General features: G+C 60.1%; 20 protein-coding genes. 14 read left to right on the forward strand and 6 right to left on the reverse strand.

Annotation, left to right across the window (positions count from 1 at the left end):
* Nucleotides 1-69: 69 nt before the first annotated feature.
* Together galE and AC0NIH_RS29560 are read right to left on the reverse strand one after the other, a co-directional pair.
* Nucleotides 70-1,044 (reverse strand): UDP-glucose 4-epimerase GalE, encoded by a 975-nt coding sequence (gene galE / locus AC0NIH_RS29555; protein ID WP_473468471.1) that lies wholly within the window; start codon nt 1,042-1,044, stop codon nt 70-72.
* Nucleotides 1,041-2,015, reverse strand: a complete 975-nt coding sequence (locus tag AC0NIH_RS29560) for a UDP-glucuronic acid decarboxylase family protein (protein ID WP_023776708.1) — start codon at nt 2,013-2,015, stop codon at nt 1,041-1,043. Before AC0NIH_RS29560 ends, galE begins: the two co-directional genes overlap by 4 nt.
* A gap of 1,026 nt (nt 2,016-3,041) precedes the next feature.
* Between AC0NIH_RS29560 and AC0NIH_RS29565 the strand changes: the two genes are divergently transcribed.
* From AC0NIH_RS29565 to AC0NIH_RS29575, 3 genes are read left to right on the forward strand one after another with little or no spacing between them, the layout of a single operon-like run.
* Nucleotides 3,042-4,256 (forward strand): glycosyltransferase family protein, encoded by a 1,215-nt coding sequence (locus AC0NIH_RS29565; RefSeq protein WP_023776706.1) that lies wholly within the window; start codon nt 3,042-3,044, stop codon nt 4,254-4,256.
* A gap of 1 nt (nt 4,257) precedes the next feature.
* Nucleotides 4,258-5,502 carry a glycosyltransferase gene (locus AC0NIH_RS29570; protein WP_473468469.1) on the forward strand — a complete coding sequence of 415 codons (1,245 nt, stop codon included), beginning with the start codon at nt 4,258-4,260 and terminating at the stop codon, nt 5,500-5,502.
* Nucleotides 5,499-6,647, forward strand: a complete 1,149-nt coding sequence (locus AC0NIH_RS29575; protein WP_473468468.1) for a glycosyltransferase family protein — start codon at nt 5,499-5,501, stop codon at nt 6,645-6,647. Before AC0NIH_RS29570 ends, AC0NIH_RS29575 begins: the two co-directional genes overlap by 4 nt.
* Here the strand turns inward: AC0NIH_RS29575 and AC0NIH_RS29580 are convergent.
* A complete protein-coding gene (locus tag AC0NIH_RS29580) occupies nt 6,625-7,311 on the reverse strand; it encodes a methyltransferase domain-containing protein (protein WP_473468478.1) in 687 nt (228 codons plus the stop codon). The two genes, AC0NIH_RS29575 and AC0NIH_RS29580, sit on opposite strands and share 23 nt — an antisense overlap.
* 263 nt (nt 7,312-7,574) lie before the next feature.
* Between AC0NIH_RS29580 and AC0NIH_RS29585 the strand changes: the two genes are divergently transcribed.
* From AC0NIH_RS29585 to AC0NIH_RS29595, 3 genes are read left to right on the forward strand one after another with little or no spacing between them, the layout of a single operon-like run.
* Complete coding sequence (locus tag AC0NIH_RS29585) at nt 7,575-10,289, forward strand: ABC transporter transmembrane domain-containing protein (RefSeq protein WP_473468467.1); 2,715 nt, start codon at nt 7,575-7,577, stop codon at nt 10,287-10,289.
* 35 nt (nt 10,290-10,324) lie between these two features.
* The gene (locus tag AC0NIH_RS29590) at nt 10,325-10,771 is read left to right on the forward strand and encodes a cyclic nucleotide-binding domain-containing protein (protein ID WP_023767387.1); all 447 of its coding nucleotides are present in this window, start codon (nt 10,325-10,327) and stop codon (nt 10,769-10,771) included.
* A gap of 7 nt (nt 10,772-10,778) precedes the next feature.
* Complete coding sequence (locus AC0NIH_RS29595; RefSeq protein ID WP_473468465.1) at nt 10,779-11,633, forward strand: MBL fold metallo-hydrolase; 855 nt, start codon at nt 10,779-10,781, stop codon at nt 11,631-11,633.
* A gap of 15 nt (nt 11,634-11,648) precedes the next feature.
* Here AC0NIH_RS29595 and AC0NIH_RS29600 read toward each other — a convergent pair whose 3' ends face one another.
* On the reverse strand, nt 11,649-12,425 hold the full coding sequence (locus tag AC0NIH_RS29600; RefSeq protein ID WP_473468463.1) for a polysaccharide deacetylase family protein: 777 nt from the start codon (nt 12,423-12,425) through the stop codon (nt 11,649-11,651).
* The gene (locus tag AC0NIH_RS29605) at nt 12,422-13,510 is read right to left on the reverse strand and encodes a glycosyltransferase family 4 protein (protein WP_473468462.1); all 1,089 of its coding nucleotides are present in this window, start codon (nt 13,508-13,510) and stop codon (nt 12,422-12,424) included. Before AC0NIH_RS29605 ends, AC0NIH_RS29600 begins: the two co-directional genes overlap by 4 nt.
* 75 nt (nt 13,511-13,585) lie before the next feature.
* Between AC0NIH_RS29605 and AC0NIH_RS29610 the strand changes: the two genes are divergently transcribed.
* From AC0NIH_RS29610 to AC0NIH_RS29645, 8 genes are all read left to right on the forward strand, one after another.
* Nucleotides 13,586-14,764, forward strand: a complete 1,179-nt coding sequence (locus tag AC0NIH_RS29610; RefSeq protein ID WP_473468477.1) for a DUF3095 domain-containing protein — start codon at nt 13,586-13,588, stop codon at nt 14,762-14,764.
* Nucleotides 14,765-14,875: 111 nt separating this feature from the next.
* On the forward strand, nt 14,876-16,222 hold the full coding sequence (locus AC0NIH_RS29615; protein ID WP_473468460.1) for a nucleotide sugar dehydrogenase: 1,347 nt from the start codon (nt 14,876-14,878) through the stop codon (nt 16,220-16,222).
* Nucleotides 16,223-16,459: 237 nt separating this feature from the next.
* Nucleotides 16,460-17,800 (forward strand): adenylate/guanylate cyclase domain-containing protein, encoded by a 1,341-nt coding sequence (locus tag AC0NIH_RS29620; RefSeq protein ID WP_287275833.1) that lies wholly within the window; start codon nt 16,460-16,462, stop codon nt 17,798-17,800.
* A gap of 155 nt (nt 17,801-17,955) precedes the next feature.
* Nucleotides 17,956-19,851 (forward strand): ABC transporter ATP-binding protein, encoded by a 1,896-nt coding sequence (locus tag AC0NIH_RS29625; protein WP_473468459.1) that lies wholly within the window; start codon nt 17,956-17,958, stop codon nt 19,849-19,851.
* A 26-nt stretch (nt 19,852-19,877) separates the two neighbouring features.
* A complete protein-coding gene (locus AC0NIH_RS29630; RefSeq protein ID WP_473468456.1) occupies nt 19,878-21,746 on the forward strand; it encodes an ABC transporter substrate-binding protein in 1,869 nt (622 codons plus the stop codon).
* Nucleotides 21,747-21,748: 2 nt separating this feature from the next.
* A complete protein-coding gene (locus tag AC0NIH_RS29635) occupies nt 21,749-22,747 on the forward strand; it encodes an ABC transporter permease (protein ID WP_023767396.1) in 999 nt (332 codons plus the stop codon).
* On the forward strand, nt 22,744-23,925 hold the full coding sequence (locus tag AC0NIH_RS29640; RefSeq protein ID WP_224689990.1) for an ABC transporter permease: 1,182 nt from the start codon (nt 22,744-22,746) through the stop codon (nt 23,923-23,925). Before AC0NIH_RS29635 ends, AC0NIH_RS29640 begins: the two co-directional genes overlap by 4 nt.
* 174 nt (nt 23,926-24,099) lie before the next feature.
* The gene (locus tag AC0NIH_RS29645; protein WP_023767398.1) at nt 24,100-24,579 is read left to right on the forward strand and encodes a class I SAM-dependent methyltransferase; all 480 of its coding nucleotides are present in this window, start codon (nt 24,100-24,102) and stop codon (nt 24,577-24,579) included.
* A 125-nt stretch (nt 24,580-24,704) separates the two neighbouring features.
* On the opposite strand, the gene AC0NIH_RS29650 is transcribed toward AC0NIH_RS29645, so the two are convergent.
* On the reverse strand, nt 24,705-26,120 hold the full coding sequence (locus AC0NIH_RS29650; RefSeq protein ID WP_023767399.1) for an adenylate/guanylate cyclase domain-containing protein: 1,416 nt from the start codon (nt 26,118-26,120) through the stop codon (nt 24,705-24,707).
* Nucleotides 26,121-26,157: the final 37 nt, after the last annotated feature.

Here is a 26,157-nt window from a genome sequence, read left to right on the forward strand (position 1 = left end):
AACTGAAAGCTTTCGGGCGGCGCGGTAGGTCTCGACGCCGGTAGGACAGGCGGCGGGGTGGCGGGCCTGTCACAATTGCCTGCGGTACCAGGCCAGCGCCGTCTCGACGATCCTGTCTATTCCGGATTGCTCAGGCGCCCAGCCGAGTTCCCGGTGCGCCTTGCCGGCCGCGGCTACGAGCGCTGGAGGGTCACCTGCCCTGCGCGGACCGTAAACCACAGGAAGGCGCGATCCCGATGCCCGGTTCACCGCATCGACCAGTTCCTTCACCGACGTTCCAGTTCCAGTCCCGAGATTGTAGACGTGGACACCCTTGTCGCGAAGGAGTTTCTCCCCCGCCAGCACGTGAGCACGCGCGAGATCGGTGACATGGACATAGTCGCGTACTGCGGTCCCGTCGCGGGTATCGAAGTCGATGCCGTTGACGGTAAAAATCCGGTCCCGCCTGACCGCCGCCTCGATTGCGAGCGGTATGACATGTGTTTCCGGTTCATGCCGCTCACCGACCTCGCCATCGGGATCGCATCCAGCCGCATTGAAATACCGGAGCACGACCGCCTCGAGGCCATGAGCATACGAAAGATTGTCCACCATCCGTTCTATGATGAATTTCGACCATCCATAGGGATTGATGGGCGACTGCGGATGCGTTTCGTCAATCGGAGAGTGAACCGGAACGCCATAAGACGCGCACGTGCTGGAAAAGATCAGCTTTTTGACGTCGGCCTTCAACATTTCCTCAAGCAAGACCAGCGATCCGAAACTGTTGTTTCGATAATAGAGTCCCGGGTGCTCGACAGACTCGCCCACATAGGCATAGGCGGCGAAGTGCGCCACCACATCAGGCCGATATTGTCGTAGAGTCGCCGACACGGCCTCGGCGTCGGAAATGTCTCCCTCGACAATCGGGCCCCATTTGACCGCGTCGCGCCAACCGCGCGAGAGATTGTCATACGTGATGACCGACCAGCCCGATTCGGCGAATGCCTTGCAACAGTGTGATCCGATATAGCCGGCCCCGCCGGTGACCAGGACGGTCTTCATTCGGCAGCGGCGGGTCGTAGATACCCCGACGATACCAAGCCTTCGAAATAGGCAATGGTCTTGACAAGGCCGTCTCGCAACGCGGTTCTTGGCTCCCAATTGAGCTCACGCAAGGCACTTCCGATATCGGGCTGTCGCTGTCTTGGGTCGTCGATGGGCAAAGGCAAAGAAATGATCCTCGACCGGCTTCCGGTAAGTTCGATCACAAGATTGGCGAGCTCGAGCATCGTGAATTCGACCGGATTGCCCAGATTGATCGGACCGGTAACACCGTCATCCGTTTGCATCATGCGAACCAGACCGTCGATGAGGTCGTCGACATAGCAAAATGACCGTGTCTGCTGGCCGGTGCCGTACACTGTTATCGGCTCATTCTGCAGGGCTTGCACGATGAAGTTGGAGATGACGCGGCCGTCGTCAGGACGCATCCTCGGGCCATATGTGTTGAAGATGCGCGCTACCTTGATCCGCAGCTTGTGCTGTCGCCAATAGTCGAAAAACAGGGTTTCGGCACATCGCTTGCCTTCGTCGTAGCAAGCACGCGGTCCTATTGGGTTTACCCTGCCCCAATAATCCTCGGTCTGCGGGTGAATTTCAGGGTCGCCGTAAACTTCCGACGTGGACGCCTGAAGGATCTTGGCGCGAACCCGCTTGGCGAGCCCCAGCATGTTGATCGCGCCGTGAACGCTGGTTTTGGTCGTCTGGACCGGATCGAACTGATAGTGAATGGGGCTCGCGGGGCAGGCAAGATTGTAAATTTCATCAACTTCCACATAGAGCGGAAACGTCACATCGTGGCGGATGATCTCGAAGGATCTGTTGTCGAGTAAACTCGAGACGTTTTTTCGGCTTCCGGTGAAGAAATTGTCGACGCATGCAACCTCGTGGCCTTCTCCAAGCAATCGTTCGCACAAGAACGATCCCAGAAAACCCGCGCCTCCGGTCACCAGGATTCGTTTTGCCTGCTGCATTTTCGAGGCCTCCAAGAGACAATTTAGCCAAACCTAATATGTTGTCAGATTAGGCCGATTGGCCAGTAACCTGCTTTCAATTTTCATTACCGACAAGACATTGTTGTCAAAACGCGTCCTCCCCGGTACCGAACAAGGTTGGATCCCGGTTCCTCTCTTAGCTGTAGGACGAACCTCCAGGCCAAAGATGAGCTGTCCACGGCTATCGGCGATTCCGCGAGTGACAGAGAATGGCAGGCGCCCTTCGGTGCACTACACCGGGCGAGTAGACTTGCGGGCAAGCGTAGTGATGCGCTCCCGGATTGGCATTGCAGCAATGAGGGCAAAACGGACCATGCGGCCAACGAATGACCTCCAAATGCTGGCGGGCCCCCTCGGCGTCGTGGTAAATTGGGCTGGTCATGGTCGAACATTGCGAGATAACTAGAGGCCATTACGATCGACAAGCAACTGGTCTTGCACACCCACCTGCGGGGCGGTGCGTTGCCCGCGCTGACATCCACTCGATTCTTGCTGAAATTCCGGCTAGCTTGCGCGACAGATGACTCAGTTCTGGTCGGTGAACCACAATCAGACGGCCCATCAACAGATTGTTGGGCAGCACCCTTGGTCCCCCAAGACCGAGGACAACGGCGCGCGAAATGAGTTCCACAACAACAATGAACGGTGGGACGATTGGCTACACGGGCTGGAAAGCGGAACTCACCCGCACCGCTCCGACCCAATGGTTTTCGGAGACACCGAAACTTTTTGGAATCAAGAGGGATGATTTCTGCCGATCTTTTGGATACCACGTTCCCCTTCGATCCCTCCCAAAACGACGACCAGGAGTCTCGGCCCCCGCAAGGCGATATTCGCCAATCCATCAAGTTTCCGACTCAGACGATCGGAATGCCTGTCTGGCAGGCATTCCACCGAAGTAAAATATATTGAAAATGGCGACCTTATTTCTCAAAGCTACGGTGGTTTCGAAGCCGGCGCGTCGCTCACGGTCCTTAAGGCGAGAATTCTAAGAGACGTTCAACAATGACCCAGCACGCAGAAAACGCTCGAATTCTCATGTACAGCCACGACACGTTCGGGCTTGGTCACTTGCAGCGCTGCCGGACTATCGCGCATTCGCTCGTCGAGGATTTCCGCGGACTTCAGGTGCTTATCATTTCGGGTGCGACGATCGCTGGCGCCTTCGATTACCGCGCCCGAGTCGACTTCGTGAAGATCCCCAGCGTCATCAAGTTACGCAACGGCGAATACACCTCCCTGGAAAAGGATATCGATCTGCATGAGACGCTGAGGCTGCGCCAGTCGATCATCCGCCACACAGCCGAGACCTTCCGGCCGGATATCTTCATCGTCGACAAGGAACCGCTCGGCCTGCGCGGGGAGATCGAGGATACCCTTTCCTATCTCAAGACGCGTGGAACAACGCTGGTGCTTGGCCTGCGCGAGGTGATGGATGCGCCGCACCTGCTCGAAGCAGAGTGGGCGCGCAGGGATGTGATGCGCAAGATAGGCCTGTTCTACGACAAGGTCTGGGTCTACGGCCCGCCGGATTTCTACGATCCGCTGACCGGCATGGATGTGCCGCCGGCTGTCAGGGCAAAGATGAGTTTTCTCGGTTTCCTGCAACGGAGCCTGCAGCGGAACGAGTTGCCCGGCCACCGGCCCGAGGGCGACTACATCCTGGTGACCACCGGTGGCGGCGGCGACGGTGCCGAATTGATTCACGACGTCCTCGATGCCTATCAGCAGGATTCGCAACTTCAGCACAGGGCGCTGATCGTGCTTGGGCCTTACATGCCGGCCCGCAAGCGCAACAAGCTGCTCAGGAAGGGGTCCAAGATCCCCTATATCAAGATGATCGAGTTCGACAACCGCATGGAAGACCTGATTGCCGGCGCCAAGGCGGTCGTGGCCATGGGCGGTTACAACACCTATTGCGAGATATTATCTTTCGACAAGCCGGCGCTGATCGTGCCGCGCATCGAGCCACGGCAGGAACAATTGATTCGCGCTCGGCGCGCATCCCAACTCGGCCTCATCGAGCTGCTTTTGCCGGAAGAAGCCAAGGACTCCCAGCGATTCGCCGATGCACTGGTGTCGCTGCCGGACCGGTCCCGCCCCTCACAAAGTAATCCGCATCTGACGCTGGAAGGGCTGCCTCATATTTCCGAGATTGTCGCGGAATTGCTCGACCGGCGGGCCGGCCACCACCTTTCGATCGTTGAAGGAATCAACTGACTTGCAACGTCGCAAGATCGTCGTGGTCCTGAAGGGTTATCCGCGGCTGTCGGAAACTTTTATTGCGCAGGAACTGCTCGGTCTGGAACGCGCGGGGTTCGAGTTGATACTCGTCGCACTCAGGCGGCCCACCGACGCAAAACGGCATCCCGTGCATGACGAGATCAAGGCGCCCGTCCACTACCTGCCGGAATACCTGCATGACGAGCCGCTACGCGTGCTTCGCTCGCTGCTTGCCAATTTGCCGCGGCCGAGTTTCTGGCGCGCGCTCGGATCGCTCGCCGCCGATATCCGCCGCGACTTTTCTCGCAATCGCGCACGCCGCTTCGGGCAAGCGCTCGTGCTAGCGGCCGAATGGCCTGAAGAAGCAGGATGGTTGCATGCGCATTTCGTGCACACCCCGGCATCGGTGACGCGCTACGCCAGCCAGCTTCGTCGCCAACCCTGGAGCTGCTCAGCCCATGCCAAGGATATCTGGACTTCGCCGGACTGGGATTTGGCTAGCAAACTTTCCTCGGCCCGCTGGACAGTCACCTGCACGAAAACCGGCTTCGATCGTCTGAAAAAACTCGCCAACGGCAACTCGTCCGTGCATCTGAGCTATCATGGGCTCGACCTTCATCGCTTCGGCAGTTTCCGCGAGGCGCGAAAACAGCATGACGGCTCGGTGCCGGCCGAACCGGTCATCATCCTGAGTGTCGGACGCGCCGTTGAAAAGAAAGGCTACGATACGTTGCTGGAGGCTCTTGCCCTCTTGCCTGGTGATCTGGCGTGGCATTTCGAGCATATCGGCGGCGGCGAAGAACTGAAACGGCTCAAGGCGCTGGCGCAAAAGCTCGGACTGGATGGCCGCGTCTCCTGGAAAGGCGCGCTGGCGCAGGAGGAGGTGCTCGAGCACTACCGCAGCGCCGATATCTTCGCTTTGGCCTGCAGGATCACCGCGGATGGCGACCGGGACGGTCTGCCCAATGTTCTGGTGGAGGCGGCCAGCCAGCGGCTTGCCTGCGTGTCGACCGATATTTCCGGCGTGCCGGAGCTTTTGTCGTCGGATGAGACCGGATTGCTGGTCTCCTCGGAAAACCCGATTGCCCTGGCACAGGCGCTGGAGCGCCTGATTCGCGATCCTGTACTGCGCGCCTGCCTCGGCGACGCCGCGGAGCAGCGCGTGCGAAGCAAATTCGATCATGTGGCAGGCATTGGACAGCTCAAGGAACTGTTCGAGCGGGAGTGGCGGGCCGCCGAATGAAGCGGCTCTGCGCATTCTTCTATGTCCAGCATCTGCTCGGCATCGGCCATCTCGCGCGCGCCAGCCGCATTGCGGCGGCGCTAGTCGATGACGGGTTTGACGTAACCGTCGTGACCGGCGGAGCGCCGATCGCGGGATTTCCCGGACCGGGTGTTAAATCTGTGACCCTGCCACCTGTCACCTCCGGCGACGAAGGATTTTCCGGGCTTGTCGACCTGCAGGGCAAACCCATCGACGATAATTTCAAGAAACGCCGTTCAGAGATGCTGCTGCAGGCTTTCAGGGATTGCGGGCCCGACATCGTCATTATCGAGGCTTTTCCCTTTGGACGCCGGCAGATGCGTTTCGAACTCTTGCCGCTGATCGAGGCCATCGAAGCGACATCGCCCAGACCGCTTTTGGCGACGTCTGTCCGCGACATCCTTCAGGAGCGCGTCAAGCCTGGCCGAAACGAGGAAACGGTCGATCTCGTCAACAGGCATTTCGACCTTGTCATGGTCCATGGCGATCCGGCTTTCGCAACCATCGACAAGACATTTCCACTGGCCGGCGCCATCAGGGCCGAGGTCGCCTACACCGGGCTCGTTGCCGCGCCGCCGGCGCAAGCGGCCTGCGAGCATTTCGACGTTCTGGTGTCGGTTGGCGGCGGGGCCGCCGGAAAGAGCCTTGTCAGATCCACTGTCGCAGCGGCGCGCAATGCCGACAACGCCTGGACATGGTGTTTGATCACCGGCCCCAACCTGCCGAAGGAGGACTTTGAGGCGATCGCACGCGATGCCACGCCGGGCCTGTCCATCTTCCGGTTCCGCGAGGATTTCGCCAGCCTGCTGACCGGCGCCCGCCTGTCGGTCTCGCAGGCGGGTTACAACACGGTCTGCGATGTCCTGCGCGCGGGATGTCGCTCCCTGCTCGTTCCCTTTGCAGCCGGCGGGGAAACCGAACAGACGCGTCGCGCCCTGATGCTCGAAGAACACGGTCTTGCAACGGTGCTGATGGAACAGGACCTGACGCCTGAAGATCTGGCGCAAGCGATTGACCGGGCGCTTGCAGGACCGCCGCCAGTCGCGCATCGTCTCGACCTGGAAGGCGCCCGTCGCTCGGCGCAAATCCTGCGCGAGCGCTTCAAACAGCTCCGATCAGCATGAAGCGCGTATAATTTTTTGTCGGCAGTTCGCCGGAGAACCTGATCTCCCGCAGCGCCGCCATTGCTTCGAAGGCTGCAAGTGACGCCACGCAGTTGATGTGCGTCGGCTCGCTGAAATAATCGTTCGATTGCAGCAGCACGTTCGTACCCCGCGGAAGCAGGGCAAGCCAGGCGCCGAGATCGGCTATGTGTTCGCAGCTCGTATTGACCACCAGGTCGGGCCGCCCGGCCGCATAGTCGAGGGCGTACATATCTGCCGTCAGCGCCCGGAACCGGTCACCGGCCTCCCGATTGAGGGTCAGGGCGACCGCCGCGACTTCGGGATCGATGTCGATGCTGCCGATCGCCGCTATGTCGAAGCGGGCGTCGTTGAAAAGCATTGCCGGCAATACGCCGTACCATCCACCTAGAACCCATATACGCCCGAACCGGCCGCCGTCGCTTTCGAACAGCTTGTCAAGCGCCCACATCTTGCAGGCGACCTGCTTGTGGTTGAAGGCGTTGGCGATATCGGCCTGCGGATGCTTGGCGATGACGCGCGCGAGCCCGGCCACGAGAGGGTGGTCGACATAGGCGGCAATTCCCCGTGTGAGGTCCAGGGCCTGCTCGTGCCCTTCCAGGCTGGCATTGCGTGGGCCGGCATTGCGTGGTTGCGTGACATCCATCATATTCGTCTTCTATGTTGGGATTTCGGGCGACACAACGCAATCTTGCCTCACGCAAGGCTGTTCGACTTGCGGACGCAACTGTGCCGCAAGCCGTTCCGCCATTGGCCGGTGGCGGAGGAGGCCGATTGCATCTGTCCGGACCATCGGCGCCCATTCGCCTGGCTCGCTGCTTCGAGCTTGTCGTTGGCGGCGAAGACGTTGCAGATACATCATTTGCCAGGTGCCTTCACATCCTGCATCCTTCAAACTGACAGTCGCATATGGAACCCAGCCTAGCCCGCTATATCTGGACGCACACCAGGAAGCAGCAGCTCTGGATCTTGATGATCGTCGTGCTTTCGATGATCCCGTATTTCATGTCGTTCGACCTGCCGAAGCTGATCGTCAACGGCCCGATCCAGGGCAAGGGCTTCGAGCAACCGGGCGCGACGCTGCCGTTCATGCGGCTGCACTACAACCTGCCGTTCATTGGCGAGGTGCAGTTCTTCTCCGGTTTTCAGCTCGACCGCACGGCGACGCTGCTCGCGCTCAGCATCGTGTTCCTCTTGCTGGTCGTCATCAACGGCCTGTTCAAACTCTACATCAATACCTACAAGGGCCGCCTCGGCGAACGCATGCTGCGGCGTATCCGCTTCGATCTGGTCGATCGTGTGCTGCGGTTTCCGCCGGTTTACTTCAAGCGGGTGAAATCCGCCGAAGTGGCGACCATGGTGAAGGACGAGGTGGAGCCGCTGGGCGGCTTCATCGGCGATGCCTTCCTGCAGCCGGTGCTGCTCGGCGGCCAGGCGCTGACGGCCATGCTGTTCATCATGGTCCAGAACGTCTGGCTCGGAATGATAGCGGTCGTGATCGTGGCGATCCAGATCGTGCTCATCCCGCGGATGCGGCGGCGGCTGCTCGTGCTCGGGCGTCAACGGCAGTTGACGGCGCGCGCGCTTTCGGGCCGGGTTGGCGAAATCGTCGACGGCATCGGCGCGGTTCACGTCCACGACACGTCAAATTACGAGCGCGCCGACATAGCTGCGCGGCTCGGACTCATCTTCAAAATCCGCTTCGATCTTTACCAATGGAAATTCATGGTAAAGTTCCTCAACAATTTTCTCGCGCAGCTCACGCCCTTTCTCTTCTACATGATCGGTGGGTATCTGGTCATCCAGGGGCGGCTGGATGTCGGCCAGCTCGTGGCCGTGATCGGCGCTTATAAGGACCTGCCCGGACCGATGAAGGAACTGATCGACTGGGATCAGGATCGGCAGGATGTCCAGGTCAAATATCAGCAGGTCGTTGAACAATTCACCGTCGAGGATATCATCGCGCCTGATATCGGGGCATTGACGATCGACGATCCCGCTCCGATGACCAAGCCGCTGTCGGCGATCAGCCTGTCCATAGCCGACGACGGCGGCGCCATGCTCCTCAATCGCATCTCGCTCGAGGTCAAGCCGGGCGAGACGGTGGCACTGGTCAGCACCGCAACAGGCGGAGCGGAGGCGCTTGCGGAAGCTTTCGCGCGGCTGAACTGGCCGGACAGCGGAAGGGTCGCTTCGGGCAGCGACGACCTGCTTGATCTCCCCGAAGCCGTAACCGGCCGGCGCATGTCCTATGCCTCGTCGGATGTTTTCCTGTTTCAGGCAAGCCTCCGCGACAACCTGCTCTACGGGTTGAAGCATGCGCCGCTGACAGCGGTGAGTTATGACGGCGCCGCGGCGGACCAACACCGTTGGAACATCGACGAGGCGCGCCGGTCGGGCAATCCGGATCTCGATATTCGCAGCGACTGGATCAACTATGCCTCCGCCGGCGCTACCGGCCCGCACGACCTCTTCGAAGCGGTGCGCCGGGTGCTCGACGCGGTTCTTCTGTCGCGCGACATTCTGGATCTTGGCTTGCGCTCTTCGGCCGACCTCACGCGCCACACCAAGCTTGCCGAAAGGATCGTCGAACTGCGTGCGGCGCTGCGAACACGGCTGGAAGAAGAAGGGCTGAGCGCGCTGGTGGTTCCTTTCGAACCGGGCGCCTACAACAAGGAAGCGACGATCGGCCAGAACCTGCTCTTCGGCGCCGCCGCCGGCCCCGAGCTGGCTCACAAGGCACTGGCGGCCAATCCCTATTTTGCTTCCGTGCTGAAGCAAGCCGGCCTCGACCGCACCCTCTACGAAATGGGCATGGAGATCGCCGAACAGGCGATCGAGCTGTTTGCCGACCTGCCGCCGGAACACCAGTTTTTCCAGCAGCTCGCCTTCATGAGCGCCGAGGAGATACCCGCCTACGAAACCTTGCTGCAACGGCTCAAGAATCGTCCCTACGATGCGGTTTCGGAGAACGACCGCGCCATGATGGTCACGTTAAGCTTTGCCTATATCGAGCCCCGGCATCGCTTCGGCCTGCTGACCGACGAGCTGATGGGCAAGATCGTCGCTGCACGCAACCAGTTCTACGAAAACCTGCCGGCCGAGCTGCAGGACGCCATCGAACGCTACGATCCTGCCAAATACATTGCCGCGGCCACGGTCATGGACAATGTCCTGTTCGGGCGTGTGGGCAGCAATCATCCCGACGCGCCTGACCGCATACGCTCCATCGTCTATGACATTCTCGACGAGTTGGGGCTTTATGCCGAGCTTCTGGATGTCGGCCTCGATTTCAATGTCGGCGCCGCCGGCAGGCGCCTGACCGGCGGACAGCGACAGAAGCTCGATATTGCCCGCGCCTTGCTCAAGCGTCCCGATTTTCTCATTCTCAACCGGCCGCTGTCGGCGCTGGAACAGCGGGTGCAGGAAAAGGTGCTGCGAAACGTGCTTGAGGAAGCCAGACGCGACGACCATTCGCCGGCCATTGTATGGGTGGTGACGAATCCGGCAATGGCGACGATGTTCGATCGCGTTATCGTCTTCGATGCGGGTCAATTGGTGGAAGACGGAACACACGAGACACTTTTGGCAGGAAACGGTATCTTCAAGGAACTTCTGTCATAGTCTGACAGACGCGAATTGTGGGAAGGTTTGCGACAATGCTGCTCAAGGATGAAGTTGGAATGCTGCAACGCGTTCCCTTGTTCTCCGGCATCGAGCCGGCAAAGCTCAAGCTGCTCGCGTTCACATCCGATCGCGTGAATTACGGTGCCGGCGAGATCCTTTTCCGGCAGGGCGACGAGGCGGACGCCGCCTATGTCATCCTTTCAGGCAGGGCGGATATTCTGGTCGATTCCGACAACGGACCGATAAAAGTCGCCGAATTGATGCCAAATTCGATCGTTGGCGAGATCGCCATATTGTGCAACAGCTCCCGCACGGCCACCGTCAGGGCAGCAAGCCAATTGGAAGCCTTGAGAATTCGCAAGGACCATTTCCTGAGGCTTATGAAGGAGTTTCCGGAAATGACCATCGAGATATTGCGGGTGCTGGCCGAGCGGCTAAGCAGTACGACCGCGGACCTGATCGACGCGCGAACCGCCTAGGGCGTACATGGACGACGACATTTTCCTGGTCAGGTTTTGGGGCGTACGCGGCAGCATCGCGGTGTCGGGGCCAGAATTCGCTCGCTATGGCGGCAACACGATCTGCATCGAGATGCGGTGCGGCGAACATACGCTTCTGTTCGACGCGGGCTCCGGCCTGCGGCCCGCCGGCAAGGCGCTTCGGGCGTCGGGCGTGACCGATTTCGATCTGTTTTTCACTCATTGCCACTACGATCACATCATCGGGCTGCCGGCTTTCAAGCCTATGTATGAACGGGGCATCAAAGTTACGCTTTGGTCCGGGCATCTCGCTGGACGCATGACGACGCGGCAGATGGTCGATGAATTCATTCGGCCGCCATGGTTTCCGGTGACACTCGGTGTCTGCAGGGCGAGCCTCGACTGCCGCGATTTCGCATCCGGCGACGTGCTTCGTCCGCGCGAAGGGGTGGTGGTGCGAACCGGTAGTCTTACACATCCGGGTGGCTGCATAGGCTACCGGGTCGAATGGCGCGGCCGCGTCGTAGCGGTGATCACGGACACCGAGCACGAGCCGGGCGAACTCGACCAGGCGGTGCTTCAGCTGATCGAAGATGCCGACCTCGTCATCTACGATTGCACCTACACCGAGGAGGAAATGGAGCGCTACCGCGGTAACGGGCACTCGACGTGGCAACAGGGCGTCAAGCTCTGTGAAGCTGCCGGTGCGCGCGGACTTGCGCTGTTTCACCACGATCCGTCACGCACCGACGATGAGCTGGACGGGATGGAGAGACTGGCCAAAGACAGGTTTGCCGGCGCTTTTGCCGCACGGGATGGCCAGACGCTCAAATTTCCAGTCTCGGTGCACAAAAAGCGCTGAGGTACATTCCTCCGCTTACCCTTTTCCTGGAACAGCTTTAGCGGCGCCGCGCCCGATCAATGTCTTGATCGGAAGCCATGCGCAGGCTTCGGTCCGTGTGGTGATCTCGAACAACCGTTCGAGGAAAAGCCAGGCCGATTCATCATGGACGAGGTGGTGGGTGAGTAGGCCGACCGGTTCGCCGCCGTCGAACGCACGCTGCAATTGCGCGACGATGGCCTGAACCAACAGGCCATGATCGCGGCAGCCGCGCGTGCCATGCCAATCCATGATGTCGACATTGCTGTTGATGACCGCCAGGGCAGCCGGCTTCGGCGGCCCGAAGACCGACAATGCCGTAAATCCTGTCGATCCAAGATCGGATACCACGCCGGCGTCGATCCTGTTCCAGGGTGGCACGAGCATCGGAACGGCACGTGCGGCGTGCAGGCCGGTTACGCGCGACAGCCCGCGACCCAGGTCGTCGAGCACCACCTCGCGTGGCCGATGCGCGCCGAGCTCCTGCTTCTTCTCGCCGTCGGGGGCATGATTTCGGTGCGCCCAGCCATGGACGGCAACGGTGGCATGCGGCGCCTGGTCAAGCCGGACGACAAGCTTTTCGTTGGTCAGGGCCGGAATGACGGCCAGGGTGACCGAAACCGCGAAGTCACCGGTGAGGTCGAGCAACCGATCGAGCGCCAGCGTCGGATCCACGGCGTCATCGTCGCGCAGCCAGAACTCCGCCTTGCGGCCCGCCCGTTGCCGGCGCGCCAGCTCCTCCACCAGGGGCTGCCAGATCGGGTCGGATGTCATGACACCGGGATCTTCTTGAGAAGTTCGGCCAGACGCGCCGCCGCGCCACCGAGGGAGCGTTCTTCGAGAACGAAACGTCTGGCTTGTGCAGCCATGATGGTTCTTTCGTCGGCGCCGGTCAGAAGCCTTTCAATGGCGGAAGCGAACGCCGCCACATCTCGCGGCGGGGTGAGAAACCCGGTCTGGCCATCCCGCACGACCTCCGGCACGCCGGCAATGTCCTGGGCCACCACCGGAAGGCCGGCGGCCTGTGCTTCAAGATAGGCAACGCCATAGGCCTCGCCGTAACCCGGCCAGACGTAGATTCCCTTGGTGTAGAGGACATCCCGCACGGCTGCCGGCTCAATCGCGCCAAGCCATTCGATACGGTCGGCGGACAAGCCGGCGAATTGCGCCTTGACCTCGTCACGGGCAGGTCCGTCGCCGACGACCGACAGGGTCCAGGGCAGGTGGCCGATCGACCCGAGCGCTTGCGCCAGCATGCGATAGCTCAAGACCTTGTCGCCCGGGCGCATCATAGCGACGGTGACGAGGCGCGTCGGATAATCCAGTGCAGGCATTTCGTGGAATGCCGATGTGTCGATGAAGGGTGAAAGCATGCCGAAAGCTGCGCCAGGAATGGCATCCGCCAGTCCCTGACGATCCCTTTGGGTGAAGCAGATGTTCAGTGCCGCCTGTTCGATGGCTCGCGCCACCAGCGCCTGGCTATCGGCCCACAAGCCGGCGTTGCGTCGCCTGGAATAGGAGGCTTCCGCCGTCACATAGGGGACAGCAAAGGCCGAAGCCAGCGCGGGCCCGATCAGGTCGGGCGCCTTGTAGTAGGGATGATAGGAAAACCAGAGATCGGGCTTGCCGTCACGGTCCCAAAGCCTTGTCAGTCTCGCGGCTTCGTCTGCGGCCTCGATCTTGAGCGCATCGAAACTTTTCGGCTCCGGCTGGTGTAGATAGAAGCGCAACTCCGATGCCAGTTCGACGCTATGCCCGCCATGCTGCAGCGCCTGGACCAGCATCCGTGCCATCTGGCGATCGCCGGAGACAACGGGATGGTTGGGCGACTTCAGCGGCGCGTAGAAGGCAATTCGCATTGCGCGACCCTATCATCGGAAAGCATGCGCAAGTCAAATTTCCAAGCATCATCGACTGCACCTCCAAGCAGTGGAATGTGCTATCTGATGCTCATGGAAACAGCTGCCGCCTCGGACTCGTTTGTCGCTTCTCTGCCCGCCTTCGCAAAATTCGAAAGCGTTGCCGACATCGACAACTATCGCCCCCTCCCCGATGGTTGGGCGCTGGCCACCGCCGACATTGTCGGCTCGACCAAGGCGATCGAGACGGGACGCTACAAAACGGTCAATATGGCCGGCGCCAGTGTCATTTCGGCCCTCCTCAACGCGCTGGGTCGGCAAGACCTTCCCTTTGTCTTCGGCGGCGACGGGGCGCTCGTCGCCTTTCCCGGCTCGGCGATGGAGCCCACCCGCAAGGCGCTGGCGGCTGTCCAGAGATGGGTGGCGGACGAACTGGACCTAACCCTGCGTGCCGCAATCGTGCCGATAAAGGATATTCGAGCGCAAGGCCTCGACGTTCGCGTGGCAAGGTTCCAAGCATCCGATGCGGTCTTCTATACCATGTTCGCCGGCGGTGGCGGCAGTTGGGCGGAAGCCGAGATGAAAGCGGGGCGCTACCGCATCGATCCTGCTCCGGCCGGCGCACGGCCGGATCTGACCGGTCTGTCCTGCCGCTGGAACCCGATCGAAACCCGTCATGGCGAAATCGTCTCGATCATAGCCACTCCGGGTTCGTCGCGAGATCTGCGCGGTTTTCAGTTTCTGGCATCCGACATCATCGCCATTGCCGGCAGACAGGAACGCGATGGTCACCCGGTGCCGGTGAACGGGCCGAGTTACAGCTTGCTGCCCGCCGGCCTCGATATCGAGGCGCGGGCCACGGCGCCGGTGGGACGGCGGTGGCTGTCGAAGCTGTGGATAGTGTTCCTGATGGCGCTTACGGCCGTCACCGATAGATATGGCTGGACCATCGGCAGTTTCGATCCGAAGATCTACAAACGCGACGTGGCCAGCAATTCGGATTTCCGGAAATTCGACGACGGCTTGAAGATGACCATCGACGTTGACGCTGATGTGTTGCAACGGATAGAGAACCGGCTGAAACAGGCGGAAGAGGCGGGCGTCTGCAACTATGGCCTGCACCGCCAGAAATCGGCGTTGATGACATGCCTCGTCGCCTCGCCGCTGCACCGCGATCACGTTCATTTCATAGATGGTGCCGCCGGCGGCTATGCGATGGCTGCCGCGAACCTGAAGGCAAAGTTGCCGGTCTGATGACAGCTTGCGAGAATCCACTTTCCGCAATATGCCTCGGCCATGGTTCTGTGGGACTGGTAAGCCGCGCATGGCACCGGCCATCCTGTCCCAATTAACGGGAAAGCAGATTTGGGCGCTTCACGATCTTCGGCATATGACCGTCTGCTGAACCGTATCTCGACCCAGGCCGCGCAAGTCGGCGTGATCGGATTGGGCTATGTGGGGTTGCCGCTGGCAATTGCGGTAGCACGCGCCGGCTTCCCCGTTTTCGGTTTCGACATCGAAGCCCAGAAGGTCGAGAGCCTGAACAGCGGCCAATCCTACATTGAGGCGGTGACGTCGACTGCCCTTGCCGGCCACGTGGCGAGTGGACGGTTCCGCGCCACGGCGGATTTTGCCGAACTGTCAACCTGCGACATCATCATCATCTGCGTTCCGACACCGCTGACGAAGAACCGTGAGCCGGACCTCTCCTTTGTCAGGAACACGACTGGCATCATCGCAAAGCATCTGCGTCTCGGCCACCTCGTCGTGCTGGAATCTACCACCTATCCCGGCACCACCGACGATGTAATCAAGCCCATACTGGAAGAAACCGGCTTGCGGTCGAAGATAGACTTCTTTCTTGGCTTCTCGCCCGAACGCGAGGATCCCGGCAACCGCAACTTTGAAGTCGCGACGATCCCCAAGGTCGTGGCAGGTGACGGCGTTGAAGCGGCGACGCTCGTGCAGGCCTTCTACCAAGGGGTGGTCAAAACCGTCGTTCCGGTTTCCAGCACGGCGACCGCCGAGGCAGTCAAGCTGACGGAAAATATCTTCCGTTCAGTCAACATAGCCCTCGTAAACGAATTGAAGGTTGTGCTCGGCGCGATGGGAATCGACATCTGGGAGGTGGTCGAGGCGGCCAAGAGCAAGCCCTTCGGCTACATGCCTTTTTATCCTGGCCCCGGATTGGGCGGGCACTGCGTTCCAATCGATCCCTTCTACCTGACGTGGAAGGCGCGCGAATATGAACTGCCGACCCGCTTCATCGAGCTGGCGGCAGAGATCAACACGGCTATGCCGCGTCACGTGGTCGATGAACTGGCCAAAGCGCTGGACCGGCGCTGCGGCAAGGCGCTCAGCCGCTCGCGCATTCTCATCATCGGGCTCGCCTACAAGAAGAATGTGCCCGACATCCGCGAAAGCCCCTCATTGCGGCTCATCGAACTCATCGAGGAATGGGGCGGCAAGGCGGAATTCCACGATCCGCATGTTCCCGAGATCCCGACCACACGAGAGCATATGGCCATCAGGGGGCGCCGTTCGGTCGAGTTGACCGAGGCGGCGGTGAAGGATTTCGATGCTGTCGTCGTTGCAACCGACCATGACGCGATCGACTATCAGGCCATTGCTGATCATGCCCTTCTGATCGTCGACACACGCAATGTTTTTGGGCGTCTCGGGCTGCTCCGAGAGACGGTGGTGAAGGCCTGACAGCGCCCCAGCCGGCAACTTTTTGCGAATGTCAGGAACGTGATTGCACTCCGGCCGCAGCTTCGCCACATAACGCCGCAAGGCATGAATGCGGTTAAGCCTGTTCCTTGGTTGCAACGACAGTCATTCGGGAATTCCTTCGCCTTTGCCGCCGCACGCGAGCGTTGACCTGGGGTATCTTTGGGTCTCCGGCGGACTGTGTTATGGCGGATCGAATTCGACGGGTTTCGAGGTGGTATGAGCATGGCGCGAGCAGAAATTTCCACAATTCTCATGGATAAGGTTGCCGACTGGCTTACTCAGTCGGCGCTGGCGGGCGACGAACTGGAAACATTGGTAAAGGGATTTTGCGAGCGGCTGGCTGCTGCCGGCCTGCCGCTGAAGCGGGTGCATTTGAGCTTTTCGATGCTTCATCCGCTCTATGACGCGCTTGGCTTCACCTGGCTTCGCGGCCAGGGCATGGAAGTGGAAGGCTTCCGCAAAAAGGACGGCGTTCATTCCGACAGGTTCCTGACCAGCCCATACTACCATCTGCTCAGCAACAAGCTCGACCATCTGCGGCGTCGTCTCGACCCGTCGGTCCCCTCGGAATTTCCTGTCTTCGATGAACTCAGGCTTATGGGCGTGACCGATTATATGGCTTTCGTCCATCCCTTCAACGGCAATACCAGTCAGGGCATGATCGGGTCCTGGTCGACCGACAGTGCTTCAGGTTTCAGCGACAGCATGATTTCGGCGCTGCTGCGTATCCAAAACCATCTCGCCATCGCAACCAAAATGGCGGTGCTTACCAAGCTGGCCGACAACATGATGACCACTTATCTCGGCGGCGACGCCGGCAGACGCGTGCTGGACGGCCAGATCAAGCGCGGCGAGGGCGACACAATCCGGGCCGCACTGGTCATGGCCGATATGCGCGGGTCGACACGGCTTGCCGAAACTTCGGGCCGCGAAATCTACATCGACACGCTGAACCAGTTTTTCGACGCCATTGCTGCACCTTTCAATCGCAAAGGCGGGCAGATCATGAGTTTCATAGGGGATGGCTTCATTGCCGTCTATCCTTGCGAAAGGCATCGCTCGCAGTCCGAGATCGCCTGCCAGGCGGCTCTGGCGGCAGCGCACAAGGCCACCGCGCGCATGATGGAGCTCAATCTGCGACGAAAGGAAAAAGGGTTGTCCGACATAAAATTTGGCATCGGCCTGCATGTCGGCAACGTGATGTTCGGCAATGTCGGGCTTACCGACCGGCTCACATTCTCTGTGTTTGGCTCGGCTGTAAACGAGGTCCAGCGTCTCCAGACTCTGACCAAGAAATACCCGCACCGCGTTCTCGCCAGCAAGGACTTCGCGAGCTATTGCGGCGCCAACAGCTGGCTGACGCTCGGCAGCGAGGAACTGGCGGGGCTCAAGCAGAAGCTGACGGTGCTTTCACCCGATCTGTCGGGCGCTCTCGCAGTCGATGAAGAGGGTGCGCTGGAGGCGATTTACGACCGGAGATCGGAGGCAGAGCAGGTCATGCTGCTTCATCGCGATGCCGCACGGCTGTCGCCGGGCGACCCGAGGAAGCTCCAGTAGCCCGCCCCTATCTGATCCGAACGCCTTGTTGATGTCCGGTCGCCCGATTCGCCACCGGCAACCGTTTCGAATCCAAGTTGCTCTAAGCCTGCAATACGCTAGTCTCGCATTCTGGTCTGCCGCCCGGCAGGCCGGCAAACTGGGCCGGTGTAAGCATGAATTCGGGCGTTGATCTACTGCGGGTCGAAGATGTTGGCATCTCTTTTGCCATTATCGGGGGACCCTTGCATGCCGTCAGGCGGGCAAATTTTCGCGTCCTTCCCGGCAAGGTTACCGCGCTTGTCGGCGAGTCCGGTTCCGGAAAATCGGTTCTCAGCCAGGCAGTGATGGGCATTTTGCCGAACACAGCCCATGTTCGTGGCCGTATCCTATTTTCCGATCCTGAAAAGCCCGGCACGACACAGGATATCCTGCAGATGCCGCGCGATGGACCCGAAATCCGGGCGTTGAGAGGCAGCCGCATCGGCAAGATCTTTCAGGAGCCGATGACATCGCTTTCGCCGCTGCACACGATCGGCAACCAGGTCAGCGAATCCCTGCAGATCCACACGCCCATGCCTCGGGCAGAGCGCAGGGCGCGGACCGAGGAAATGCTCAGCCTCGTCGGCTTTCCCGATCCCAAGCGCGCCTATGACATGTATCCGTTTGAACTTTCGGGAGGATTGCGTCAGCGCGCCATGATCGCCATGGCGCTTATCTGCCGGCCCGCCCTGTTGATCGCCGACGAGCCGACGACGGCGTTGGACGTCACCATCCAGGCGCAAATCCTGCAATTGTTGCGCGAGCTTCAGAGCAAGCTGAATATGGCGATGCTGCTGATCACCCACGATCTGGGCGTGGTCGCGAATGTCGCCGACGAGGTGGTCGTCATTTATCATGGCGAGATCATGGAAGCGGGACCTGTCGAGGCGATATTCCGCCGGCCAGGTCACCCTTACCTGAAGGGCCTTATGGCAGCCGTTCCGCATTTCGACCTGAAGCCTGGTGAACGGCTAAAGGCGCTGCGCGAGGTGCCGGTGAATGTCGAGAACCTGCTTGGCAAACAGACGGCGCCGGCATCGAAGGGGCCGCACGACATCCTGCTATCGGTCAGGGATCTGACAAAAACCTTCACCATCCGCAAGTCGGGATGGTTCGGCGGCGATCATCAAACGCCTGTTCGCGCCGTGGACGGCGTGAGCTTCGATATCATGCGGGGTGAGTGCCTGGGTCTGGTCGGCGAAAGCGGCTCCGGCAAAACCACCGTCAGCAAGATGCTCATGCGAGCTGTCACGCCTAGCGGCGGCTCTGTGCTTTTCAATGGCCGCGATGGACCGATCGATGTGTTGGGAGGCGACAGAGGCGCCCTGCGCCTGCTGCGCGCGAAAATCCAGATGGTCTTTCAGGATCCGGTTTCATCGCTTTCACCTCGCATGACGGTGGAGAACATTTTGAGCGAGCCGTTGGAAATCCATCAACGAGGCAATGCCGCGTCCCGACTAGCCACCGTGAAGAGCCTTATGCAAGCAATCGGGCTCGATCCGCGTTTCATCAAGCGTTATCCGCACAGTTTCTCCGGTGGGCAGCGGCAGCGTATCGGCATCGCGCGCGCGTTGGCGCTGGGGCCTGAACTGCTGATCTGCGACGAGCCGGTTTCGGCGCTCGATGTCTCTGTCCAGGCGCAGATTCTGAACCTCCTGAAGGACCTGCAGAAGGAACTGGGCCTGACTTACCTATTCATCTCCCACAACCTCGCTGTGGTGGACTACATGGCAGACCGCATCGCGGTGATGTGCGGTGGGCGTATCGTCGAGCTTGCCCCGCGCGAAATTCTGCTCAGGAAACCGGTCCATCCCTACACGCGCTCACTGGTCGCCGCAGTGCCGTTTCCCGATCTCGACAGGCCGATGGATTTCAAGACGCTGAAGCTCAGCGGTGCTTCCGACAGGAGCGCATGGGGACCCCAATTCCGCGACGAGGGCGACGAGGATGTGCTGTCGCCGCTCGACCTAGGCGGCGGCCACCTCGTGCTGGCCCGACGTTCGGCCCATGTCAGCGAGCTACGGCCTTGATCAGCCGGCGCACCGTCCTTGGGCTCATGGCTTCGGCATTTGTGCCGGGCACGTTACGCGCAGGCGATCTGGAGCCGGAGTTTCTTCAGCCGCAGCTGAAGGCCAGGGCGCTGCCGGCACTCGCCGAACGCCTGCCCAAGAGCCCGCGCGTATTGAATCTGGCTGCGATGGGCCGGCAGCCCGGCCAGTATGGCGGCACGCTGCGCACGATCATCGGCAGCCAGAAAGATATCCGGATAATGACGATCTATGGCTATGCTCGCCTGGTCGGCTATGACGAAAAGCTTAACATGCAACCCGACATCCTCGAAAGTTTCGACGTAGCGCATGATCGTGTCTTCACATTCAAGATGCGGGAAGGACATAAATGGTCTGACGGCAGCCTGTTGACGTCGGAAGATTTCCGCTATTGCTGGGAAGATGTCTGGCTGAACGATGAGCTTTCGCCAGGCGGGCTTGCTCCGGGCCTGATGGCAGATGGCAAGCCGCCACGCTTCGAGATCGTCGACCCGTTGACGGTCCGCTACAGTTGGGAGGCGCCAAATCCCGACTTCCTGCCCAAGCTCGCTGCTGCCTCGCCGCTATCGCTTGTTCTGCCAGCCGCCTATCTCAAGCAGTTCCACAAGAAATACCAAGATCCGTTCCGGCTCGCCGGCCTAATGACGGAGAATCGGGTCCAGAAATGGACGCTCCTGCATATCCGCATGTCGCGGCAGTATCGCCCGGAGAACCCGGAGTTGCCGACGCTCGATCCCTGGCAGAACCGGACCAAGCCGCCGGCTGAGCAGTTCATCTTCGAGCGAAACCCGTTCTTTCATAGAATAGATGAGAATGGCAGGCAGTTGCCCTATGTTGACCAGTTTGTCTTGAATGTCAGCTCGTCGGCGATCATTTCCGCCAAGACTGGTGCGGGTGAGAGCGACCTGCAAAGCATGGGCATCGACTTCGCTGATTACTCGTTCCTGAAGGATACGGAGAAGCGTTACCCGGTGAAGATGCATCTCTGGAAACGCACACAGGGTTCCCGGCTGGCGCTGCTGCCCAATCTGAATTGTGCCGACCAGGTATGGCGTAGCCTTTTTCGTGACGTGCGCGTGCGCCGCGCCCTTTCCCTCGCTGTGGACAGGCGGGAGATCAATTTGGCTGTATTCTACGGATTAGCGCGGGAAAGTGCCGATACGGTTCTGCCGGAGAGCCCGCTCTACCGGCCGGAATTCGCGAAGGCCTGGGTCGCCCATGATCCCGACCAAGCCAACGCGCTGCTCGACGAGGTCGGGCTTCAAAAACGCGACGATGATGGTCTGCGTGTACTTCCCGATGGACGCCCGGCGCAGATCATAGTGGAAACGGCCGGCGAAAGCACGCTGGAAACCGACGCGCTCGAACTCATCACCGATCACTGGCGCCAGATCGGCATCGCCCTGTTCGTCCGGACTTCGCAGCGCGACATCTTCCGCAGCCGCGCGCTTGGCGGCCAGATCATGATGTCAATGTGGTCGGGCATCGACAATGGCGTGCCGACCTCCGACATGAATCCGTACCAGTTGGCCCCCACCATCGACGACCAGCTGCAATGGCCGCTGTGGGGCGCTCACTACCTGTCTCGTGGCACGCTCGGTGAGGCGCCCGATCTTCCGCCTGTGGTCGAGTTGATGGCTCTGCTCAAGCGCTGGAACGCATCGACCGAGGCCGCGGAGCGCGCCGAGATCTGGAATTCAATGCTGTCGATCTATACCGATCAGGTGTTTTCGATCGGCACGGTGAATGGAACGCATCAGCCGGTTCTGGCGTCCTCACGGCTGCGCAATCTGCCTGACAAGGCGCTCTACGGCTATGACCCGACCGCCTATTTCGGTGTCTACATGCCCGATACATTCTGGCTTGGAGAGTCCTGAGCGTGTTTCGATATATTGTCTGGCGCATCGCTGTGATGGTACCAACGCTGCTGATCATATCGGCGCTGGTGTTCACGATCATCGAGCTTCCCCCGGGCGACTACTTCGACAGCTATGTTTCCGAGCTTCGGGCCCAGGGCGAAGCGGTAGATTCCGACCGCATCCAAATGATGCGCAAGGAATATGGTTTCGACCAGCCGCCGGTCATTCGCTACTTCTACTGGGTCGGCGGGATGCTGCACGGCGATTTCGGCTATTCCTTCGAATATGAGCTGCCGGTTCGCGACGTCGTCGGGGACCGAATGTGGCTGACCGTGCTGGTTTCCTTCGTCACGATCATCTTCACCTGGCTCATCGCCTTTCCGATCGGCATGTACTCCGCCACACATCAATACAGTTGGGGCGACTACGGCCTTACTCTGTTCGGGCTTCTCGGCTTGGCCATTCCGAATTTCATGCTGGCGCTGATCCTGATGTATTTCGCCAATATCTGGTTCGGCACCTCCATCGGTCATCTCATGGACCCGCAATATCTCAGTGAGCCGATGAGCTGGGCCAAGGCGAAGTCCATCCTCGCCCATCTGTGGATCCCGGTCTTGATCATCGGCACCGGTGGCACGGCAAGCATGATCCGGCGGCTGCGCGCCAATCTGCTCGATGAGCTTCACAAGCAATATGTCGTGACCGCGCGCGCCAAAGGCCTTCATCCCTTCAGGGCGCTCGTCAAATATCCGCTGCGCATGGCGCTAAATTTCTTCATTTCCGACATCGGCTCTATCCTGCCGGCCATCATCTCCGGTGCCGAAATCACCGCGATAGTGCTATCTTTGGAAACGACGGGCCCGATGCTGATCAGAGCGCTGCAAAGCCAGGATATGTATTTGGCAGGGTCTTTCCTGATGTTCCTTGCCTTTTTGACCGTGATCGGTGTTCTGATTTCCGACCTGGCGCTGGCGCTGCTTGATCCACGAATTCGCTTGCAGGGCGGCAGCACCAAATGAACAAGCAATCGCCCCTGCCCGCTCCGGGTGCCCCACTGCAACACTATGTTTCCATCGCGCCCTTTGACCTGCAGTCTGTCGAGGCGATGACGGCGGAGCAGTCGAAGGTCTTTCAGGCGTCGCAGTTGCGGCTGATGTGGTGGAAATTCCGCCGGCACCGGCTTGCCCTTGCATCCGGCATATTTCTGGCAGCGCTCTATTTCGGGATACTGATCTGCGAATTCCTGGCGCCCTACAATCTACACACGCGCAACATGGACTACATCTATTCGCCGCCGCAGCGGGTACACCTGTTCCACAACGGCCAGCTTGTCGGGCCATTCGTCTATGGTCGCCAGATGACGCTGGATATGGACACACTCAAGCGCAACTACATCGACGAACTGGATGATGTTCAGCGGATTCGCTTCTTCTGCAAGGGCGACAGTTATCGGTTCTGGGGCCTCGTCGAAGGTGACAGGCATTTTTTCTGTCCTGCCGAAAACGGCCAGCTCTTTCTGGCCGGCACCGACAGGCTGGGGCGCGATGTGCTCTCGCGTATCATCTATGGCGCACGCATTTCACTGACAATCGGCCTTGTCGGCATCAGTTTCAGCTTCCTGCTCGGCATTGTCATAGGCGGACTGGCTGGGTATCACGGCGGTATCTTCGACCTGATCGTTCAACGGATAATCGAAGTTCTGCAATCGATCCCCAGCATACCGCTATGGCTGGCTCTGGCGGCGATCATGCCGATAACCTGGAGTCCAATCCTGATCTATTTCGGCATCACCGTCATCCTCGGGCTGCTCCACTGGACCGGGCTGGCGCGTGCCGTGCGTTCAAAGCTTCTGGCTTTACGCGAGGAGGACTACGTTCTGGCCGCGCAATTGATGGGCGCCAGCAGCAGCCGCATTATCCGGCGGCACCTCATTCCCGGCTTCATGTCGCATTTGATCGCGACGGCGACGATCTCCATACCCGGCATGATCCTGGGCGAGACGGCGCTGAGCTTCCTTGGGCTGGGCCTGAGGCCACCGACAACCAGTTGGGGCATCCTGCTAACCGAGGCGCGCAGCGTCAGCGTGATCGCGTTCTATCCATGGCTGCTTTTGCCGATGTTGCCCGTTGTTCTCGTCATCTTGGCGTTCAACTTCCTTGGCGACGGCTTGCGGGACGCGGCAGACCCATACAAATGACATCGCCTATTCCGACGCCCGCCGGGCCGCCAAGTCTACCCGGTACGACCCTCGTCGGCAGCCTGTTTGGTGGTTGCAGTGTCCATCGTCGGCCTCTATATGCGGCGAGGCGCGATCGGGGTTTAATCACGGGCATTACCGATCTCTTGATCTGGTTGAGGACACACAAAGCATATGAGTCGTCTCGAGAATTTCATCAGCAGGATGACCGCACAGCGTGACATTCTCGATTACGTCTGCCCCGAGGTGGCGAAGATGGAAGGGCTGGTGCTCGAGCTTGGCCTCGGCAATGGCCGGACGTTCCACCATCTGCGCGAACGCCTGCCCGGGCGCCGGATCGTGGTGTTTGACCGCGAAGTCGGCGCACACGCCAGCTCGATTCCCGAAGCTGAAAACCTCGTGCTCGGCGAAATACGGGAAACGGGCCGCAAGTTCATCGGCATCGAAGCCGCCCTTGTTCATGCCGACATCGGCACGGGTTATGATGATCGCGATGCAGTGACCGCTACCTGGCTTCCCGATCTGATTGCGAGCCTGCTTCGCGTTGGCGGCTTCGCGGTCAGTGGCACGCCGCTCGATCACCCGCTGCTGCAGCGCCTTCCGGCGCCGACGTCGGAGCCTGCCGATCGTTATTTCCTCTGCAAGCGCTTGTGAGCAGCCGAGAGCGCTTCACGGGAACGCTGCTCCAGCTTCTTGTTTTAACGCAATTGCCAAGCGAAATCGTAGCCATTCTCCCGGGAAACCGTTTTACGCTTGTCCAGGAATTGCTCTAAAATTCCTCAGGGAATTGTATATACCGCGATCTCCCGCTCAATGCCGCGCAGCGAGACTTCGTGAGGCACGGGCGTCAGCGCGTTCCTGCGCAACAGATCGGCGGTGAGATTGTCGTCGACCACCGCGCGGGTGGCGAAGATCGCCTGTGCGTTGGCGAGGTTCTGGACCCGTGAAGCAATGTTGACCGTCTGGCCAAAATAGTCCTGCCGCTCGTTCATGGACACGGCGATGCAAGGGCCGGCATGGACTCCGATCTTGAGCAGCAGATCCTCGCGGCCGCTTTTTTCATTGAGCCCACGCATGGCATCGCGCATCCTGAGGGCCGCGGCCACCGCACGATCAGGTGTCGCGAAGGTCGCCATCACCGCATCACCGATCGTCTTCACCACCGCGCCCGCCTCGGCCGCGACGATCTCGTGCAGCACCTGGAAATGCTCGCGCACCAGATCGAAGGCTGACAGATCGCCCACCCGCTCGTAAAGCTCGGTCGATCCGCGCAGGTCGGTGAACAGGAAGGTCAGACTGGTGATCTTCAGCCGCTGGTTGATATCGAGCGTGTCCGTGCGATAGAGATCGCGAAACGTCTGGTTGGTGAGCAAGCGCTTGGCAGTCAGGAAGGGCCGGCGCTTGCCCAGGAAATCATGCAGTGCGTGGCCTGCGATGAAGACCGTCGGCAGCACGCGGGTGTCGGTCCTGTTTTCCAGGGAAATGCGCAAAGGGCCTGGTTGCATCTCCAACGTCTGGTTCTGGACATGGTCGCGGTCGAAAACCAAGGAGAGGCTTCGGCGCTCCTTTGTTGGTTCGCCCTTAGCATCGATGAACTGCGCTGAATGCGTGACCGGCTCGAACACGATGACGAATTCAGGCGGAAGCTGTATGGGCAGAACCGCCTTTTCACCGGGCGCAAGCTCGATATCCTCCAGCGCGAACGCTTCCATCTTCTCCGCCAAATCTTCTTCCGGCAGATCGGCGCCGGACGCTAAGTAGATCTGGCGGAAATATTCCACCAACGGCAGTTCGTGTGGAGTGTGGGCGGCAATCTTGCGTATGCGTGGACTGACGGTGAATGTCACCTCGACCATCTCGTCGAGGGTTGGCGAATAGCCCTCGGAGCACAGCGCGCAGGTGTATTCGTCCTTCTGCATGGTTTTCAGCGTGGCGTTGGTGTCGAGCACGCCGCCGCAGCCGGGGCACAGAACATTCCAGGAGATGTCGAAGATGCCCACCCGCGCCGCATGCAGAAAGGCGCTGATGGTGCGTTCCTCGTCGACGCCATTCTTGCTGGCGAAGGCCAGCGCATTGATGCGGCAAAGCTCGCGGTCCTTGCCCTCGGCGATGGTTCGCCGGATCGCATCGATTGCCTGCGGATCGACATCGGTCGATTGCCGCAGAAGTGAGAACAGATCCTGAGCTTCGGTCATCGTGCAGGCTCCGGAAAATGCGCCCCGAGGCGTATTG

It is taken from the genome of Mesorhizobium sp. WSM1386 (assembly GCF_055901595.1).

Bases quoted from the DNA above. Each gene is read 5' to 3' on its own strand.
- AC0NIH_RS29560 (WP_023776708.1), bottom strand. From the start codon at position 2,015: ATGCAGCAGGCAAAACGAATCCTGGTGACCGGAGGCGCGGGTTTTCTG.
- AC0NIH_RS29610 (WP_473468477.1), top strand. From the start codon at position 13,586: ATGTGCTATCTGATGCTCATGGAAACAGCTGCCGCCTCGGACTCGTTT.
- galE (WP_473468471.1), bottom strand. From the start codon at position 1,044: ATGAAGACCGTCCTGGTCACCGGCGGGGCCGGCTATATCGGATCACAC.
- AC0NIH_RS29580 (WP_473468478.1), bottom strand. From the start codon at position 7,311: ATGGATGTCACGCAACCACGCAATGCCGGCCCACGCAATGCCAGCCTG.
- AC0NIH_RS29575 (WP_473468468.1), top strand. From the start codon at position 5,499: ATGAAGCGGCTCTGCGCATTCTTCTATGTCCAGCATCTGCTCGGCATC.
- AC0NIH_RS29625 (WP_473468459.1), top strand. From the start codon at position 17,956: ATGAATTCGGGCGTTGATCTACTGCGGGTCGAAGATGTTGGCATCTCT.
- AC0NIH_RS29565 (WP_023776706.1), top strand. From the start codon at position 3,042: ATGACCCAGCACGCAGAAAACGCTCGAATTCTCATGTACAGCCACGAC.
- AC0NIH_RS29620 (WP_287275833.1), top strand. From the start codon at position 16,460: ATGAGCATGGCGCGAGCAGAAATTTCCACAATTCTCATGGATAAGGTT.
- AC0NIH_RS29590 (WP_023767387.1), top strand. From the start codon at position 10,325: ATGCTGCTCAAGGATGAAGTTGGAATGCTGCAACGCGTTCCCTTGTTC.
- AC0NIH_RS29600 (WP_473468463.1), bottom strand. From the start codon at position 12,425: ATGACATCCGACCCGATCTGGCAGCCCCTGGTGGAGGAGCTGGCGCGC.
- AC0NIH_RS29640 (WP_224689990.1), top strand. From the start codon at position 22,744: ATGAACAAGCAATCGCCCCTGCCCGCTCCGGGTGCCCCACTGCAACAC.
- AC0NIH_RS29605 (WP_473468462.1), bottom strand. From the start codon at position 13,510: ATGCGAATTGCCTTCTACGCGCCGCTGAAGTCGCCCAACCATCCCGTT.
- AC0NIH_RS29595 (WP_473468465.1), top strand. From the start codon at position 10,779: ATGGACGACGACATTTTCCTGGTCAGGTTTTGGGGCGTACGCGGCAGC.
- AC0NIH_RS29630 (WP_473468456.1), top strand. From the start codon at position 19,878: ATGGCTTCGGCATTTGTGCCGGGCACGTTACGCGCAGGCGATCTGGAG.
- AC0NIH_RS29650 (WP_023767399.1), bottom strand. From the start codon at position 26,120: ATGACCGAAGCTCAGGATCTGTTCTCACTTCTGCGGCAATCGACCGAT.
- AC0NIH_RS29645 (WP_023767398.1), top strand. From the start codon at position 24,100: ATGAGTCGTCTCGAGAATTTCATCAGCAGGATGACCGCACAGCGTGAC.
- AC0NIH_RS29585 (WP_473468467.1), top strand. From the start codon at position 7,575: ATGGAACCCAGCCTAGCCCGCTATATCTGGACGCACACCAGGAAGCAG.